We start from the raw sequence: 18050 nt of genomic DNA on the forward strand, positions 1-18050 counted from the left end.
AATCAGCCTGACGACGTGGCGTGCCAGGCTGATTTATTTAAAATGCATTCGCGTATTATTTCTTTGGCCGGCCGGTCTTGATGATGGGCACGGCAATCACGGCAGCTTGCAAGGCGTTATCGTTCATGGCGGCCAGCAGCTTCAAGCCTGCGCGCAACAATTCGCTTTTCTTGACCGGTTTGCCCAGGGCCTCCAGGCGTTTTTTCAGGATGGCAATCTGGGCATACTCATCCTTGGGGATGGTGAAACTATCACGTTCCATTTTGATTTTGGCGGTTTTTGGCTTGTCCGCAGGTGTGACAGGTTTGCTGACAGGTTTTGTTGCCGCTGCCGCCTTTTTAAGCGGGGCTGCAGCAGGTTTCTTCACCGCTGCCCTGGTGGCTGGGGCTTTGGCAACAGGCTTGGCCGCCACTGGTTTGCTGGCAGCAGGGGTTGCTGCTGTTGTCGTGGCGGGTTTGTTCTTTGCCGTAGTTTTGACGGCCGGTTTGGTGGACATTTCATTCTCCTCGGATTAGGTGTGAAAACAGTTTATACCGTTTTTTGTTTGCGTCAATTGTCATAAAAATTTCACATTTGTGTGGTGTCATAGAGGCTGTTTTCCATGACAGAATTGAGCACCTTTAATCAGGGAGCATGAGATGCGCAGGGTATTGGTAGCGAATACCAAAGGCGGTAGCGGCAAAACGACGCTAAGCACGAATCTTGCCGGCTATCTGGCACAATTGGGACATAAAATCGTGCTGGAAGATATCGACCGGCAACAGTCTTCTGCGGCCTGGCTGGCGCGGCGCCCTCCCCATGTGGCGCCCGTATTCAATGCAGATGCCCTTGGCAAATCCGCATTGCAAAAGGCGGACTGGGTAGTGACTGATTCACCGGGTGGATTGCGTGACCGGAAAATTTCGGATGCAGTGGCTGATGCCGACCTGGTGCTGGTGCCTATTGCGCCTTCGGCCTTTGATATTGGTGCGACCCAGGATTTCCTGGCATTGCTGGCTGAAGAAAAAGCCATCCGCAAACAGAAGACGTTTGTGGGGTTGGTCGGGATGCGCGTGATGCCACGTACCAAATCTGCCGAGCGTTTGCTGACCTTCATGGATGAATCCGGTTTTGCAGTGCTGTCGTTGTTGCGCTCTTCGCAGATATACGTGACCGCAGCAGAAGAAGGCCTGAGTATTTTTGATTTATCACATTCGCTGAAAGACGTGGATATTGCACAGTGGAACCCGGTCACTGACTGGATTCTGCAGAACAGTTAAACAATACCTGTGCTGACAGGTGTTATACAGTAAGCCTAAAGGGAGTCGTATGAAAGACAAGGTAAATCCAGTTTATCTGGAAAGGGTAAAACAGTTGAGTACGGATGAGGCGGAGCGTATCCTGTCACGCATGGGCGGCAAGCTGCCGAAACGTTTTATCAAGGAGAAACTGACGCAGGAAGAAGCACTTGCCCTGCAACTGGAGATCGAAGAAGAGCAGTTACAGGAGTGGCGCGAAAAAATGACCAAACTGCGCGAAGAAGACGAAAAACGCGAGAAAAAGAAAAAAGATTGATAGGCCATGCGCGCTTCAGCGCACTGTTGGTGTCTCGCATGTTGCAAACAATAACGGGCCTGTGACGGCCCGTTATTGCTGGTATGTCGCCGGTATCAGGCCTGGCGTGTTTCCAGTTGCCAGCCCAGTTTCTGCCATAGCTGGCATTCTTCTTCCAGCAAGTAACGGGTTTGCGGGTGCTGGGTTTCCCATTGTGCCGGGAAGGTCAGCGTGAATTGCTGTTTATGGCGTGCCAATTGCAGATGCTTGATGGCAGGCATGCGTCGCGAATGGCAGAAAATAACGGCCAGCCGCAAGGCCATTAACTGGCAGACCAGGTTCTGGTTATCAAAATCGGCCGCCAGCTTGCGTAACTTGCCCTGGTGGCCCATGACCAGCAGGCTGATGGTGTGCAGTTCGCTTTGGGCAAAGCCCATCAGCTCCGTGTTTTCCAGAATATAGGCACCATGTTTGTTACAGTCGGTATGTGAAATCAGCCAGCCGATTTCGTGACACAGCGCCGCCCATTGCAATAGCGGTTTATGAGTATCACTGGCTTGCATCGCATCATAAAAATACAGGGCAACTTTGCTGACATTCTGCGCATGCTCCATATCCACACTGAATTGTTTGCACAGCCGCGCGATGGAGGCGGAACGTAAATCCTCAGTCGCATGCTCCGGGCTCAGCATGTCATACAACACGCCGTGCCGTAATGCGCCATAAGCCACATGCATGGTCTGGATACCCAGTGTATCAAACACTGCTGTCAGCACGGCCAGCCCACCACCGATCACGGCACGCCGGTCTTCCTTGAGGCCTTCCATGGTCAGCCGTTCCGGGGTTTTAGCTTTGATCAGGGTTTGCTTGAGCCAGTCCAGTTGTTCACGTTCGATTTTGTCTGCCGGAAACCCGGCGCCAGCCAGCACATCCGCCACCGCGCCTACCGTGCCGGAAGCGCCGTAAGCGACTTCCCACTGATTGCTGGCATAGCGGTTGCCTATCATGTCGATGATAGATTCAGCAGCGATTTCTGCACGTTCAAAATTACGCTCGCTTAACTGGCCGTCGGCAAAATATTTTTGTGACCAGCCAACCGAACCCAGCCGCAAGGATTCAGTGGTATTGGCCTTGAAATGCTGCCCAAGGATAAATTCGGTCGATCGCCCACCAATATCAATCACCAGGCGTTTTTCATCTGATTGCGATAACATGCGGCTGACGCCCTGGTAAATCAGGCGCGCTTCTTCCACACCGGAAATAATTTCGATCGGATATCCCAGGATTTTCTGTGCCTGCCTGATAAAGTCATCGCTGTTGACGGCTTCCCGCAGGGTTTGTGTCGCCACGGCACGCACCTGCTCGGCAGGAAAACCCTTTAAGCGCTCGCCAAACCGGGCCAGGCATTTCAGGCCACGTTCAAAGGCTTCCGGTTTCAGGTTGCGATCCTCATCAAGGTCGCCGCCCTGGCGTACGGCCTCTTTCAAATAATCAACCCGCAGGATTTGCCCGTCGACGACACGGCCAATTTCGAGGCGGAAACTGTTGGAACCTAGATCTACAGCGGCGAGTTGGGTGTCATGGGTAATAGTTAGCATGCGATAACACTGGAGAAATTACTTCAGATAACGTGAAATGGCTTGGGGGTATTCGGGAAAATAACGTTCAATGACACTCAAATCAAAACTTCTCAGAATACTGGTATTAGACTCGCGGTCGAGCAGGAAGCCAAAAGACGCTGTCACCAGTTCGGTGATGGTCTGCGATTTGCTCAACAACGGTTGCGCATAATCCGGTTTGACGCTGACCTGGTGCGTGGTGACTTGCGACCCATGCACAGTGACAGAAAAAGAATTAGGACTGGTTTCAGTCACTTCAATATTCGCCATGATCGTCTCCGTCCCCCATTGCCTTCCCAAGCAAGCCCCGCAAACAGTATAAATCGTTATGATGACAGAGGCCAGTGAAAGAAATATGACGTGAAAGAAATGTAAGGCAAAAACTGATATAAAAAGCGCATGCATGAAAACCGGCGATTTCATTAAACTGTCATGGCTTGAAATTAAAATAAAAATCAAAAAAATGAAAACTCCAATCCTCATCTCTATCAGCCTGCTATCAACGTTGTGGTTGCCATACAACGTGTATGCTGCACGCCCGCTGGTCACCGATGACGCGCGCCTGACCAATGCCCATAGCTGCCAGTTGGAAAGCTGGGTGCGCGCCTATGAAGGCGGGCGGGAAATGTGGGCGTTGCCCGCATGTAACCTGGGTGAAAATTTTGAAGTCACCCTGGGTGGAGGTGTGTACCGTAATCAGGATGAACACTATCGGACCGAAGACTGGATAGTGCAATTCAAGACTTTATTCAAACCGCTGGAAACCAATGACTGGGGCTGGGGTTTGGCCGTAGGCCGGGTCATGCATCCTGATATCCAGCCAGGACCTAACCAATTGGGCAATACTTATTTTTATGTCCCGGTGTCTTTTTCCATGCGCGATGATGATGTGGTTGTGCATTTGAATGTGGGGATGTTGCGGGATAAGGATGAATCACGTACCAAAGCCAGCATGGGCTTGGGGACGGAGTTCAAGCTCGGCGGTGCGTTTAAAGGTATCGCCGAAGTGTTTGGCGATAATACGCAAAATCCGTTTTATCAACTGGGTGTGCGCTATTCACTGGTTCCGGAAGTGTTTCAGATTGATGGCACGATTGGGCAGCAGGTGAATGGGGATAGGCAGACGCAGTGGTTGTCGGTGGGGATTAGGTGGACACCATAAGCGTATTTTATGGGTGGGTGTTTGTGTTTTTGATGTAGCGATTTATTTCGCCTACAGGCGAAATAAACAGTTTATTAAAATCGCCCAACGTTAAATCTATTTATTCAGTTTTATTTGAACAAACGAATCCAAGCCGTTTTAACCTCCCTCAGCGATGAAGAAAAATCCCCTCTTGAAAAACGGTTTTTCCTTCCCCATCTAAACGTAAATTTTTGTGTTTAATCCCGTTTTTGGAGGAACCGTTATGACGACAGCGACCGCAGAATCGCAATCTAAACAAACCATGGGCTTTCAGGCCGAGGTCAAACAGTTATTGCAATTGATGATCCATTCGCTCTACAGCAATAAAGAAATTGTCTTGCGCGAGTTGATTTCCAATGCATCCGATGCAGCGGATAAGTTGCGTTTCGAGGCAATTTCCAATGATAGTTTGTATGAAAATGACAGTGAACTGAAGATTCGCGTGTCCTTTGACAAGGACGCCCGCACCTTGACCATTGCTGACAATGGGATCGGTATGCGCCGTGAAGAGGTAATCAACAACATCGGCACCATTGCCAAATCCGGCACCAAGGAGTTCTTCCAGAACCTGACCGGTGACCAGGCCAAAGATGCCAACCTGATCGGCCAGTTCGGCGTGGGGTTTTATTCCAGTTTTATCATTGCCGACAAAGTGACCTTGATTACGCGTCGTGCTGGTGAAGCCGAAGCGATCAAATGGGAATCCAGTGGTGAAGGGGATTTCACGATTGAAACTACCGAAAAAGAGGGTCGTGGTACCGAAGTGATTTTGCATCTGCGCGAAAATGAAGATGAGTTTCTCAATGACTGGAAACTGAAAACCATCGTCCGCAAATATTCCGACCATATCACCTTGCCTATCGTGATGAAAAAGTCCGAATGGAAAGAGGGCGAAAATGGTGAAGGCGGCCAGATGGTCACGACGGATGAAGACGAAACCATCAACACGGCATCAGCCTTGTGGGCGCGCAGCAAGAGCGATATTTCCGAAGAAGAGTACAACGAGTTTTACAAGCACGTCTCGCATGATTTTGAGAATCCACTGGCCTACACGCATAGCCGCGTAGAGGGCAAGCAGGAATATATTTCGCTGTTGTATGTGCCATCCAAAGCGCCATTTGACTTGTATGACCGCGAACGTCGCCAGGGCATCAAGCTGTATGTGAAACGCGTGTTCATTATGGAAGATGCGGAAAAATTGATGCCGCAGTATCTGCGCTTTGTGCGCGGTGTGATTGATTCTGCTGATTTGCCGTTGAACGTGTCACGCGAAATCCTGCAAGACAGCCGTGATGTGGAAGCGATTAAAAATGGCTCGGTGAAGAAAGTGCTGGGATTGCTTGAAGATATCGCCGAAAACAAACCGGAAGAGTATGCCAGGTTCTGGAATGAATTTGGCCGTGTGCTGAAAGAAGGCCCGGGCGAAGACTTTGCCAATAAAGACAAGATTGCCGGTTTGCTGCGTTTTGCATCTACCCATGCAGATACCGAAGTGCAAAACGTTTCGCTCAAGGCTTACATTGAGCGCATGAAGCCTGAGCAGGAAGCGATTTATTACATCACGGCCGATACCTTTGCTGCGGCCAAGAATTCGCCACACCTGGAAATCTTCCGCAAAAAAGGCATTGAAGTATTGCTGATGTCCGACAAGGTAGATGAGTGGTTGCTGGGCAGCCTGACCGAGTTTGAAGGCAAGAAACTGCAGTCCATCGCCAAAGGCGATCTGGACTTAGGCAAGCTGGAAGACGAGGCAGATAAAGAAGCGCAAAAGCAGGTGGAGGAAAGCGCCAAAGACCTGGTAGAGCGAGTGAAGGCGGCATTAGGCGAAGCTGTAAAAGACGTGAAAGTCACCCATCGCTTGACCGACTCCCCAGCTTGCCTGGTGGCAGGTGAACACGATTTGTCCGGTAACCTGGCGCGTATCTTGAAGGCTGCGGGCCAGAAAGCACCAGATAGCAAACCTGTCCTGGAAATTAATCCTGCGCATCGACTGGTAGAAAAACTCAAGGCCGAAAGTGATGATGCCAGGTTCGCCGATTATGCGCATGTGTTGTTTGACCAGGCTTTGCTGGCAGAAGGCGGCCAACTGGAAGATCCGGCCAGCTTTGTGAAGCGTATGAATAGCCTGATTCTTTAAACAACGCTTCCCGCAAGTTTACAGCCCGCTCGTAAGCGGGCTTTTTGTTTCTTTAGGAGGGGCTTTTCAGGAGGGTTAAGATGATCCGGCCAATGCCAACTGGCAATGACTGTCATGTTGCTGACTTGCGGGCTGGCATATAATGCAAAGACAGCATGAATTTTGTATTTCTTTCCATGTCTGACGATTGCAAGGCCAGGGTATGTTGCCGGGGCTTGTTTCTTGCTTTTATCGAGATAAAGCAAATTTCTTATCAATATTCAGGGGAAGAGGCATGAGCACTGATGTGAAAAGAACACGAAAAAGAGCCGGAAAACCGGACAATTTTCAGGCCGTGGATACGTTTCTCCTTGAGCAGTTACCTATCCCGCAAGCCTTGCGTAACCACCTCACGTTTTCCTTGGGCAAGTCCGATTCCTGGGCCACTTCGCGCGATTGGTACCAGACCGCGGCCTTTACGGTGCGCGACCATTTGATGAGCCGCTGGGTGAATACCCGCGATGCTTATCGTGAAGCCAATACCAAGCGTGTCTACTATCTTTCCCTGGAGTTCCTGATTGGTCGCATGCTGGCCAATGCCGCCCTGAACCTGGGCATTGCACCGGAATTAAGCACGGGCTTGCAGGAGATCGGCCAGCAGATGGAAGGCGTGGTCGAGATGGAGCCGGATGCCGCGCTGGGCAATGGTGGCCTGGGCCGGCTCGCCGCCTGTTTTGTTGATTCCATGGCCACCATGGATATTCCTGCCACCGGTTACGGCATTCGCTATGACTATGGCATGTTTCGCCAAACCATCGAAGAAGGCCAGCAGGTCGAAAATCCGGATAACTGGCTGCGCTACCAGAATATCTGGGAAATCCAGCGGCCGGAGCATACCTGTGAAGTGAAGTTTTATGGCCGCGTGGTGCAGGTGCATACCGATCATGGCACCGAGCACCACTGGATAGAAACCGAGAGCGTGGTGGCCATGCCATATGATGTGCCAGTCCCCGGTTATGGCACCCAGACCGTGAACAACCTGCGCCTGTGGTCGGCCAAAGCGGCCAAGGAATTTGATTTGCTGCACTTTAACCAGGGCAATTATGAAAAATCCGTCGAAGGGCGGCATGGCGCAGAAACCATTTCCCAGGTGCTGTATCCCAACGATGCTTCCGAATCAGGTAAGGAATTACGCCTCAAGCAGCAGTATTTTTTTGTGTCTGCGTCTATCCAGGATATTCTGCACCGCTTTACCAATTACAACTCTGACTGGGATACTTTGCCGGATAAGGCTGCCATCCAGCTGAATGATACCCATCCTGCCATTGCGGTGGCTGAAATGATGTATCAACTGATAGATCATTACCACCTGGCCTGGGACAGGGCGTGGAAACTGGTCACGCAGATATTCGCCTACACCAATCACACCCTGATGCCGGAAGCGCTGGAAAGCTGGTCGGTAGAGTTGTTTGCTACCCTGTTGCCACGGCACCTTGAAATCATTTACGAAATCAACCACCGTTTCCTGCAGATGGTTAATCAGCATTTCCCCGGTGACTGTGATTTGTTACGCCGAGTATCCATCATTGATGAAACCCATGGACGCCGGGTGCGTATGGCGCACCTGGCCGTCATTGGCAGTCATACCGTGAACGGCGTCGCAGCCTTGCACAGCGAGTTATTGAAAACCACCCTGTTCGCCGATTTCAACAGGATTTTCCCGGGCAAGTTTACCAATGTCACTAATGGCATTACGCCACGTCGCTGGTTGAACCAGGCGAACCCGTTATTGACTGAGTTGTTGACGCAACATATAGGCGGTGGCTTTCAGAAAGACCTGAGCCTGATTAAGCATAGTGAACCCCTGGCAGATAATGCCGCGTTCAGGCAGGCGTTCCGTGACGTGAAAGCCGCCAACAAACAGCGGCTGGCATACAAAATCCTGCAGAAAACCGGGGTGGTGATCAATCCGCAAGCCATGTTCGATGTGCAGATCAAACGTATCCATGAATACAAGCGCCAGTTGTTGAATGTGTTGCATGTGATTACGCTGTATAACCGTATTCGTAGCGGGCAGGCAACGCTGCATACGCCACGGGTGGTGATTTTTGCCGGTAAGGCTGCGCCGGGTTACTGGCTGGCCAAGCAGATTATCCGCCTGATTAATGATGTGGCAGCAATCATTAATAATGATCCTGTCGTGGGTGACCAGCTGAAAGTCGTGTTCTACCCTAATTATGAAGTCAGTGCCGCCGAAATTTTATTTCCGGGCGCTGACCTGTCCGAGCAGATTTCTACCGCTGGCACCGAAGCCAGTGGCACCGGGAACATGAAAATGGCGCTGAATGGCGCGCTGACCATAGGTACCCTGGATGGTGCCAACGTGGAAATCAAGGAGGAAGTCGGCGACGAAAATATCTTTATTTTCGGTCTGACCACGGCAGAAGTGACAAAGCTGAAAACCGGCGGTTATAACCCGTGGGATTACTATCATGGCAATGCCGAGCTGAAACAGGTCATTGATATGATAGGCAGTGGATTCTTCTCCGTGGGAGATCCAGCTCGCTACCAGGCGATTGTGGACACCTTGCTGCAAAAGGGTGACCAGTATCTGCTACTGGCAGATTATGCCGATTATGTAGCGACCCAGGAAAAAGTCGCGGCGCTATACCGGGATGAAGAGGCCTGGTCTCGCATGGCCATCCTGAATATGGCACGCATGGCCAAATTTTCCAGCGACCGTACCATAGGCGAATATGCTAGCCGCATCTGGAAAGTTTCCCCGTTCAAAGCCTGATATGCTTTAAGCATCATACAAAGCAAGTCCTTCTGGACTTGCTTTGTGCTTTATGGGTACACTACTTTCGCTTGTTACCGGTTTGTTAGATGGGAAAAATCATGAAAAAAATTGCGTGGATATTATCAATTGGCTTGCTGTGTGCGGATGCACAAGCGCTGGATCTTAAAAGTCTGACGGATGCAGTGAGTAAAGTCAGTGGCAGCTCTTCTGCCAGCAGTAGTAATAGCGCTGCTGTGAGTAACCTCAGCGACCAGGAAACCAGCGATGGCCTGAAACTGGCACTGAACCAGGGCGTTGCCAAAGCGGTGGATATGCTGGGCGCCACCGATGGTTTTATGGGCAATAAGGATGTCAAAATCCCGTTGCCGGATTCATTACAGAAAATCGAAAAAGGCATGCGCATGGTGGGCATGGGCAGCCAGGCGGATGAGCTGGTCCTGAAAATGAACCGTGCAGCGGAACAAGCCGTGCCGGAAGCCAAAACCTTGCTGGTCAATTCCGTCAAGCAAATGAGCCTGACCGATGCCAAGAATATCCTGACCGGCCCACAGGATGCCGCGACACAGTATTTCAAGAAAACCACCTCGACAGACATGGCTGCCAAATTCCTGCCTATCGTGCAACAGGCAACGGCCAATGTAAAACTGGCAGATACGTATAACAAATATGCGGAAATGGGTAGCAAGTTCGGTGTGATTAAAAAAGAAGATGCCAATATCAACCAGTACGTCACACAAAAAGCACTGGATGGTGTTTACCTCATGATTGCCAAGGAAGAGGCCGCGATTCGCCAGGACCCCATGGGCCAGGCCAGCAGCTTGCTCAAGAAAGTGTTTGGCGCCGTCAAATAACTAAGCCTTTACCTTTCTTGCCATCGCCAGGTGGCTCTGAAACATAATTGTTTCTTTTTACTTTAATGATTTTGTCATGATTCCCCTCTAACCTGCACATGATGGCAGGTTAGAGTCCGGCGAAGCTTAGGCAAGGTTTAAGTTTCCCTCAAGAAAAGCGGCGCAAGATATGACCTGTCGATATTAAAACGGTCATATTCCATGCTCAATCATCATACAAGCAATGCTTTAGTGGTCTGGCGCCTGCTGGACGGAAAACCTGGTCATGAACACCAGTCACTGGGGTTGGTGAATGCCATGCAGCAACGGCTGCCAGTCAAGGTGGTGGACGTACCAGTCGCCCGTCCTGGCCCGGGCTGGCTGTATTTTCTTGGTGGCGTGTGGCCAGCCGGTAAAGATTTGCCTGAACCCGACATGATTGTTGGCGCTGGGCATGCCACGCACGGCCATATGCTGGCAGCCAAACGCACTTATGGTGGCAAAACGGTGTGCATGATGCAACCCAGCCTGCCTGCCGAATTATTTGATGTCTGCCTGATTCCCGAACATGACCAATATCGCGGTTTCTCCAGTTTTATTGAGACACGCGGCGTCATTAATCATATCCAGCCTGTCAGTGCAGTCACCAAAGACAGCAATACCGTGCTGATCATGATCGGTGGTCCCAGCAAGCATTTCCACTGGGATGAACTGGGCGTGATTGCGCAAGTGTATGACCTGGTGCGCAAGCATACAGAAATCAATTTTGTGCTGACCACTTCCAGACGCACACCAGATACTTTTGTCTCCGCCATGCAGCGCATCAAGCTGGCCAATCTGGCCATTGTTCCTATTGCCGAGACCGGTAAGGATTGGGTGCAAACTAAACTGGCCCAGGTCGGAACTGCCTGGGTAACTGAAGATTCCGTATCCATGGTGTATGAAGCCCTCACAGCACAAGTGGCGGTCGGCCTGATCAACCTGCCGGCAAAAAGCAAAAGCCGGGTCAGCCGGGGCATGGAGACATTAATCGACCGCCAACTGGTGACCCGGTATGATCCTTATGGTTTATACCGCCAGACCATGCATCCGGTACTGGGTTTCAATGAGGCCAGCCGGTGCAGTGATGCGTTACTGGCCTATTTTAGCGGTGTCCATGCCGGCCGTCGCCTGGTGTCACGACTTAGCTAAGCTTCCTGATTTTTGTTTTGCGCAAGTTAACCGTATTACAGGTACTACCTGCCCTGCAGTCGGGCGGGGTGGAACGGGGCACGCTGGAAATAGCTGCACACCTGGTTGCCCAGGGGCACCGTTCGCTTGTGATGTCCGCCGGTGGGCGTATGGTGGCCGAGCTGGAAGCTGCAGGTAGCACGCATATTGGCTGGCCTGTCGGACGCAAATCGCTGCTGACGCTTTTACTGATTCCCCAATTGCGTGAACTGTGGCGGCGCGAACAGGTGGATATCGTGCATGTGCGCTCGCGTTTTCCGGCATGGGTGGTTTACCTGGCATGGAAAGGCATGTCGCCTGAACATCGGCCACATCTGGTCAGTACCGTACATGGCTATTACCGTCCAGGCTGCTATAGCCGGATCATGACGTGCGGCGAACGCGTAATTGTGATTTCGAAAACGATACAAGACTATGTCCAAAAGGCTTACCACGTAGAGGCGGGCAAATTGCAACTGATTTACCGCGGGGTGGATACGTCACAGTACACACCTGATTACCAGCCGGATGCCGCTTGGCAACAGGCCTGGTATGCGGAATATCCCCAGACCCGTGGCAAGCGCTTGCTGTTGTTGTCCGCCAGGCTATCGCGCTGGAAAGGGGCGGCAGCGTTTGTTGATATGCTGCGTATTGTCTGCCGGCAATATAAAGATGTGCATGCCTTGCTGGTGGGGGAGATTGCATCTGACAAGCAGGCATTTGCCCGCACGTTGCAGCAGAAGATTCACCAGGCCGGACTGGCTGACAGCGTTACGCTGACCGGATATCGCAAGGACGTCAAACAGATTATGTCCATGGCCAGTATTGTGTATTCCTTGGCTACCGAACCCGAAGCCTTTGGTCGCACCACCGTGGAGGCATTAAGCCTGGGCATCCCTGTGATTGGCTATCAGCACGGTGGTGTGGCAGAGCAACTGGCGGCATTATTGCCGGAAGGCGCGGTACAGGTAGGTAATGTGGCAGAAGCGGCCATGCTGACCTTGAACTGGCTGGAGCATCCGCCCGAGGTAACGCCGAATACGCAATTTTCATTGCAAGTGATGCAGCAGCGAACACTGGAAGTCTATCAGGCAGTGATGGCGGATGCCGGGCAGGGAGCCTCATGACAGGTGTGCACTCACTGTCATCGGCCGGTCTTGCCGTGCCACGTTATCTGGCCTGGGCTTGCTTGTTTTTTGCTGTGATGATTATAGGCTGGAGCCCTTTTTCCGGTGGCGCGAGGTTGCCGACACTGTTGCTGGCAATAGTGGGCTGTTGGTGGTTGTTGACGATGTTGCCAGCCTTGAGTAAACAGCGGGCTGTACGCCGCTGGACTAGCGTGTTTCTGCTGTTGTGGCTGCCCATGTGGCTGTCATTGCTGCATGCGTTTTCGACGCCAGCCACGCTCGCTGCGATTGGTTGGTTTAGCCTGATGTACCTGGCGGGGCTTGTCCTGGTCGTACTGTTGCAACAACCCTTATATAGAAACCTGCTGGTACGCGGGCTGAGCTGGATAGTGGCGGTGTGGTTGTTGGACAGTGGGATTCAATACCTGCTTGGGACGGACTTGCTGGGCATTGCCAAAACGCCGGAAGGGCGTATCACCGGCATGTTCACGGACTTGCACCAGGGTATCCTGATGCTGGCGGTGTTACCGGCCATTTTCTATTACTTGCAGGCCAGGCACGCCTGGCTTGCCTGGGGCATATTGCTGGGTGCCGGTGTGGTGGTGACGCTGTCCGGCGCACGCGGCTATCTCTATATCTACGGCTTAATATTACTGTTAGGTTTATGGCGTCGCCGGCCGGACTGGAAAGCCTGGTTAATTGCCCTGTCTTTACCACTGCTGGTGGCAACATTTTCCAGTCTGCTAAATCCTCAACTGGCAAAAAGCAAGCTGGAGGCGACGCAATCCCTCACAGCAAATAACCAGTCATGGTTTGATCGTGCCAATCACGCCCTGAGTTACCGCCTAAACTTATGGGAGACTGGCCTGCATATGTGGCAGGCGGAGCCTGTGACCGGCATAGGCAGCAATAATTACAAGCGTGCCTACAAGCAATATGCCAGCCGGGTAGAAGATCCTTTTGTCATGAATCCCACCCATAGCCATAATATATATGTCGAGTGGCTGGCAGAAACCGGCATAGTCGGTGGCCTGGGCCTGGTGGCGATCATAGGGTTATGCGTGCGCTGGTTCAGGCAGGCAGGCCCGGCTTGCCAGCAGCAGGCCTGGCCGTATGCATTGCCATTGCTGGTGATTTACTTTCCACTCAATACCACACAGCCGATGCTGGTGCCCTGGTGGTTCCCGGTACTGATGTTGCTTGCCTGTGCTTTTGTTGCCAGCCTTGAGCGGGGCAGTCATGACACCGCAGCCTAAACTCATGCAATACCAGGATATGGATTGTTTCAGCGCCACACTGGATCACGCCATTATTAGCGACCTGCCGCGCAATCCTGCCATCAAGCGTATCCTGATCATCAAATGGGGCGGCATGGGCGATATCGTGATCAGTACCGCGATCATGGAAGATATCTCGCTCGCTTTCCCGCATGCCGAGTTGCACCTGAACACCATGCCGGCCTGGCAGTCGCTGTTTGATCACGACCCAAGATTCAGCCGGGTCTGGTGTGTCAACCTGCAGCAACGGCCAGGGCGCTGGCGCGCCTATCGGCAGTGGCTGGCTGAGGTGGCGGCTATGCAATATGACCTGGTAATTGATTTGCAAACCAACGATAAAAGCCGCAGTTTACTGGCCATGCTCAGGCTGATAGGTCAGGCAGCGCCTTTGTTGCTGGGCAATCATCCGTGTTTTCCTTACACCATCAGGCAGCGGCAGGAGTTACCGCAGGCACATAGTTTCCAGATCATGCAGCAAACGCTGCTTTCTGCCGGGATTCCGTTACGTACGCGCAGCCCCAAACTCAATATTGCTCCAGTGACAGTAGCGGCTGCCGCAGCGCTGCTGGCACAGCATGGGTTAGCAACGGGGTCGTTTGCGGTTTTTCTATGCGGCAGTCATGCCGGTGGGCTTACCAAGCGCTGGGGGGCTGCGCACTATGCCACTTTGGTTGAACATTGCGCCCGGCAAGGCGAACGTGTGGTATTGCTGGGTGGCCGGGATGAGGCTGAAGAATGCCTGGCGATTGCCAGCCAGTATCCGCGGTGCGTGGTGAATCTGTGTGGGCAAACCAGCCTGCTCGAAGTGCCTGTGATTTGTTCACATGCCAAATATATTGTGGCAAATGATACTGGCACCGCGCATCTGGCTGCGGCTACCAGTACAGCCATGACTGTGATCTGCGGCCCGACCAATCCTCTGCGGGTGAAGCCTCCAGGGGCGCATGTACTTGCGCTGCAGCTGGATATTCCCTGCAAGAATTGTTACGCCAAACAATGTAGCCATCATTCCTGCATGGGCCAGTTATTACCGTCGCAACTGCTGCCGTATTTGCCTGTTTCGAGAGCACAGAATGCCTAAAGTGATCTGGTGGGGACATTCTGACCTCAACTATTCCAGGAATCGTATTTGCCGGCAGTTACTGCAGTCACTGGGATATGAGCTCATTGATTTTTCACCGCACATCAGCGCCCTGGCTGATATAGAGGCACACTTGATTGGTTTGCCACTGGCGGATCTGGTATGGGTGCCGTGTTTCAGGCACCGGGATGTCGTCGCTGCCACCCGCTGGGCGCGACAAAAGCATATTCCTGTTTTATTCGATCCTTTGATCAGCGCCTGGCAAAAGCGGGTTTATGAGCGCCGGAAATATGCGGCAGGAAGTGCTGCTGCACAGCGATGGCTTGCGCGTGAAATCCGGTGGCTGCAAGCGGTGGACATGGTGTTGCTGGATACCGAACCGCAGCGGCAAATGTTTATCCAGCGTTTCAAGTTGGAGCCGGCAAAAACAGCATGTGTGTATGTGGGGGCCGAACAGCCATTATTTGCTCCTTTAGCTGTTGTGAAACAGCCTTCAGGGCCGGTAGAGGTATTATTTTATGGCAGTTTCATTGCCTTGCATGGTGTGAACACGGTGATTGAGGCGGCCAGGCTGCTTGCCGGTCAGCCGCATATTCAATGGGTATTGCTGGGGGAGGGGTCAGCAAAAGCTTCTGCCCAGCAGCAGGCAGCCGGTTTGACTAACGTCAGCTTCGAATCCAGTGTGCCTTATGCACAGCTGCCCCGTCGTATTGCGCAAGCGGATATTGTGCTGGGTGTATTCGGTGACTCGCAAAAATCTTCACAAGTGATTCCCAATAAAGTGTTCCAGGCACTGGCGTGTGCACGTCCCGTGATTACGCGCACCAGTCTGGCCTATCCCACAGAGGATAGCCGTCTCTTAAAGGGTGGTTTAGTGCAAATTGAGGCGGCTAACCCGGTTGCGCTGGCGCAGGCAGTCGCGCAATGGGCTTCTTGCTCACGCGAGCAACGGTCACCCGCCCGTGCGGTATACGACACTTATTTTTCTGAAGTAAAACTGCAACAGCAATTGCTGGCTGCGTTAGCTTCGATGGGCCTGTCTGCCGGGCAGGCGTAAACAATTCGACATGATTTTATCTTGCATGCTTATGATTATCCTGCCCAATTTTCGTAATACGGTGATGACGACACAGGTACTGGTCGCACTGCATACGCAACATTCTGCCGGGCGCATAGATTACTGCTATGTGATGGGATTGCCAGATGTCAGCAGTGACCAGCTCTCTGTGGCGCCATGACCAGGGGCAAACCATCAGAATGAACAATATGCAAAGTACTTACACGCAACTGGCCAGACTCATGGCTTATCTCAAGCCTTATTGGCTGACGTTTGCCATGGCGCTGTGTTGCCTGTTGCTTCTCTCTGCCAGTAATACCGGCTTCCTGAGCACAATCAAGCATGTCACGGATGAAGGTTTTGTCAGTCAGGCACACAATAACTCGCGCATTTACCTGGCTGCCATGTTGTGCGGCTTACTATTTGTACGGGCGTTGGCCGGCTTCGGCTCCAGCTACCTGATGCGTATTGTCGGGCGGCGCGTGATCGAAGATGTGCGCAATCATGTGTTTGGTCATATGCTCATGCTGCCTGCCAGTTTTTTTGACCAGCATGCCATTGCCAATATCACCACCAAAATGACCTTTGATTGCGAGCAACTTTATAGTGCCGTGACCAAAGTCATTATTTCCTCCATCCGCGACAGCCTGACCATCATCGGCATTGTGGCTTACATGTTATATCTGGACTGGAAACTCACCCTGGTATTTTTGATGCTGGCACCCCTCATTACGCGCTACCTGAAAAGAATGACGCCCAAACTGCGCAACTCCGGCAAACAGGTGCAGGCCAGTATGTCAGACATGACACAAGTGATTGAAGAGGCTGCCAGTGGCCAGCGTGTGGTGAAGGTCTTTAACGGTGAAGTTTATGAATACCGGCGTTTCAGCAGTATTGTGGCCCGGAACCGGCAAATGATGGTGAGGCTGGGCCGTATTTCCGGACTCAACAGTATGTTTGTCGAGATGCTGGCGGCAATTGCGCTGGGATTGGTGATCTATTATTCCGCTGGCCAGTTTACTGCCGGTGAATTCGCCGCGTTTATCGGTGCCTTGCTCATGCTTATTGGTCCAGTGAAGGCGATTGCTTCTGTGAATGAGGATGTGCAAATTGCGGTAAGTGCCTGCCAGAGTGTGTTTGCCGTGCTGGATACGCCAGCAGAAATAAATCAGGGTAAATTGGTGTTGCGACAGCCAATCGAAGAGATTCAATTCCAGAATGTCGCCTTTAAATATCCTTATGGGCAACATGCCGCATTAAACAATCTGAATCTGACCATTCAGGCTGGTGAGAGTATTGCGCTGGTGGGTATGTCTGGCGGCGGAAAATCCACATTGGTACACCTGTTGCCGCGCTTTCATGAAATACAGCACGGCAGTATTACTATAAATGGCATCAACGTTCAGCAGTTGGCATTGCCGCATTTACGGCAGCAGTTTGCGCTGGTGAGTCAGGATACCGTACTGTTTAACGATACTGTCTATAACAATATTGCTTATGGTAGCTTGCGTGGCGTATCTAAAGCAGAAGTTATCGCTGCGGCAAAAGCAGCTTATGCCTGGGAATTCATCGAGAAGCTGCCACAGCAACTGGATACGCATATTGGTGATCGGGGGCTACGCCTGTCCGGTGGCCAGCGCCAGCGCCTGTCGATTGCACGTGCCATGCTCAAGAATGCACCTATCCTGATTCTGGATGAAGCCACTTCGGCGCTGGATAATGAATCCGAACATAAAGTACAAGCTGCTTTAAATCAATTGATGCTTGGCAAAACTACCATCATGATTGCCCACCGCCTGACCACCATACAACATGCCAGCCGAATTATTGTGATGGAGCAGGGTCAAATCGCGGAAGAGGGCATGCACGAGCAACTCATGCAGGCTGAGGGCAAATATGCCGCACTCTACAATATGCATGCAATCAGCAAATAACTGTTGACATGGTTTTTGCAACTTTGCTATAGTCTCACCTCTCGACGCAACACAAGTTTTACTAGTCGATTCGGACGCGGGATGGAGCAGTCTGGCAGCTCGTCGGGCTCATAACCCGAAGGTCACAGGTTCAAATCCTGTTCCCGCAACCAAGCAGAAATACGTTTAAAAATTAAATGGATTTGATGCTTGACCGAGTTAAAAACCTCTGTATAATGCGCGCTTCGCTTGAGTTTCGTGGTTCACGAAATGCTAAGCGAAAGGCCTTTAAGGCCCTGTTCTTT

General features: G+C 51.8%; 16 protein-coding genes and 1 tRNA gene. 14 read left to right on the top strand and 3 right to left on the bottom strand.

Annotated elements, in window-relative coordinates; all coding sequences use genetic code 11:
- Nucleotides 1-55: 55 nt before the first annotated feature.
- A complete protein-coding gene (locus BLP53_RS09400; protein WP_091471880.1) occupies nt 56-496 on the bottom strand; it encodes a hypothetical protein in 441 nt (146 codons plus the stop codon).
- A 142-nt stretch (nt 497-638) separates the two neighbouring features.
- On the opposite strand from BLP53_RS09400, the gene BLP53_RS09405 reads away from it, so the two are divergent.
- Nucleotides 639-1259 carry a ParA family protein gene (locus tag BLP53_RS09405; RefSeq protein WP_091471881.1) on the top strand — a complete coding sequence of 207 codons (621 nt, stop codon included), beginning with the start codon at nt 639-641 and terminating at the stop codon, nt 1257-1259.
- A gap of 49 nt (nt 1260-1308) precedes the next feature.
- Nucleotides 1309-1554 (top strand): hypothetical protein, encoded by a 246-nt coding sequence (locus BLP53_RS09410; RefSeq protein ID WP_091471882.1) that lies wholly within the window; start codon nt 1309-1311, stop codon nt 1552-1554.
- A 95-nt stretch (nt 1555-1649) separates the two neighbouring features.
- Here the strand turns inward: BLP53_RS09410 and ppx are convergent, their stop codons facing one another.
- Nucleotides 1650-3131 (bottom strand): exopolyphosphatase, encoded by a 1482-nt coding sequence (gene ppx / locus BLP53_RS09415; protein WP_091471883.1) that lies wholly within the window; start codon nt 3129-3131, stop codon nt 1650-1652.
- Between the two features lie 18 nt (nt 3132-3149).
- Nucleotides 3150-3422: a hypothetical protein gene (locus BLP53_RS09420; protein WP_176755245.1), complete on the bottom strand. Its 273-nt coding sequence runs from the start codon at nt 3420-3422 to the stop codon at nt 3150-3152.
- A gap of 193 nt (nt 3423-3615) precedes the next feature.
- Between BLP53_RS09420 and BLP53_RS09425 the strand changes: the two genes are divergently transcribed.
- The 12 genes from BLP53_RS09425 (at nt 3616) to BLP53_RS09480 (ending at nt 17918) form a co-directional block, all read left to right on the top strand.
- Nucleotides 3616-4314, top strand: a complete 699-nt coding sequence (locus tag BLP53_RS09425; protein WP_245652764.1) for a hypothetical protein — start codon at nt 3616-3618, stop codon at nt 4312-4314.
- 244 nt (nt 4315-4558) lie between these two features.
- A complete protein-coding gene (htpG, locus tag BLP53_RS09430; RefSeq protein ID WP_091471884.1) occupies nt 4559-6472 on the top strand; it encodes a molecular chaperone HtpG in 1914 nt (637 codons plus the stop codon).
- 274 nt (nt 6473-6746) lie between these two features.
- A complete protein-coding gene (locus tag BLP53_RS09440; RefSeq protein ID WP_091471886.1) occupies nt 6747-9248 on the top strand; it encodes a glycogen/starch/alpha-glucan phosphorylase in 2502 nt (833 codons plus the stop codon).
- 101 nt (nt 9249-9349) lie between these two features.
- Nucleotides 9350-10102: a DUF4197 domain-containing protein gene (locus tag BLP53_RS09445; protein ID WP_091471887.1), complete on the top strand. Its 753-nt coding sequence runs from the start codon at nt 9350-9352 to the stop codon at nt 10100-10102.
- A gap of 201 nt (nt 10103-10303) precedes the next feature.
- Entirely contained in the window at nt 10304-11272 is a 969-nt protein-coding gene (locus BLP53_RS09450; RefSeq protein ID WP_091471888.1) for a mitochondrial fission ELM1 family protein, read from the top strand.
- A 17-nt stretch (nt 11273-11289) separates the two neighbouring features.
- The gene (locus BLP53_RS09455) at nt 11290-12417 is read left to right on the top strand and encodes a glycosyltransferase (RefSeq protein ID WP_091471889.1); all 1128 of its coding nucleotides are present in this window, start codon (nt 11290-11292) and stop codon (nt 12415-12417) included.
- Nucleotides 12414-13673, top strand: coding sequence for an O-antigen ligase family protein (locus BLP53_RS09460; RefSeq protein WP_245652766.1), 1260 nt, complete (start codon nt 12414-12416; stop codon nt 13671-13673). Before BLP53_RS09455 ends, BLP53_RS09460 begins: the two co-directional genes overlap by 4 nt.
- Nucleotides 13657-14775, top strand: a complete 1119-nt coding sequence (locus BLP53_RS09465) for a glycosyltransferase family 9 protein (RefSeq protein WP_091471890.1) — start codon at nt 13657-13659, stop codon at nt 14773-14775. The genes BLP53_RS09460 and BLP53_RS09465 overlap by 17 nt, the downstream gene beginning before the upstream one ends.
- Nucleotides 14768-15832, top strand: a complete 1065-nt coding sequence (locus BLP53_RS09470; RefSeq protein ID WP_091471891.1) for a glycosyltransferase — start codon at nt 14768-14770, stop codon at nt 15830-15832. The genes BLP53_RS09465 and BLP53_RS09470 overlap by 8 nt, the downstream gene beginning before the upstream one ends.
- Before the next feature lie 25 nt (nt 15833-15857).
- Entirely contained in the window at nt 15858-16013 is a 156-nt protein-coding gene (locus tag BLP53_RS13660; RefSeq protein ID WP_176755246.1) for a hypothetical protein, read from the top strand.
- Nucleotides 16014-16032: 19 nt separating this feature from the next.
- Entirely contained in the window at nt 16033-17766 is a 1734-nt protein-coding gene (gene msbA / locus BLP53_RS09475; RefSeq protein WP_091471892.1) for a lipid A export permease/ATP-binding protein MsbA, read from the top strand.
- Nucleotides 17767-17841: 75 nt separating this feature from the next.
- Nucleotides 17842-17918: transfer RNA gene (locus BLP53_RS09480), tRNA-Met, on the top strand.
- Nucleotides 17919-18050: the final 132 nt, after the last annotated feature.

It is taken from the genome of Methylophilus rhizosphaerae (assembly GCF_900100975.1).
GTDB classification, from domain to species: domain Bacteria; phylum Pseudomonadota; class Gammaproteobacteria; order Burkholderiales; family Methylophilaceae; genus Methylophilus; species Methylophilus rhizosphaerae.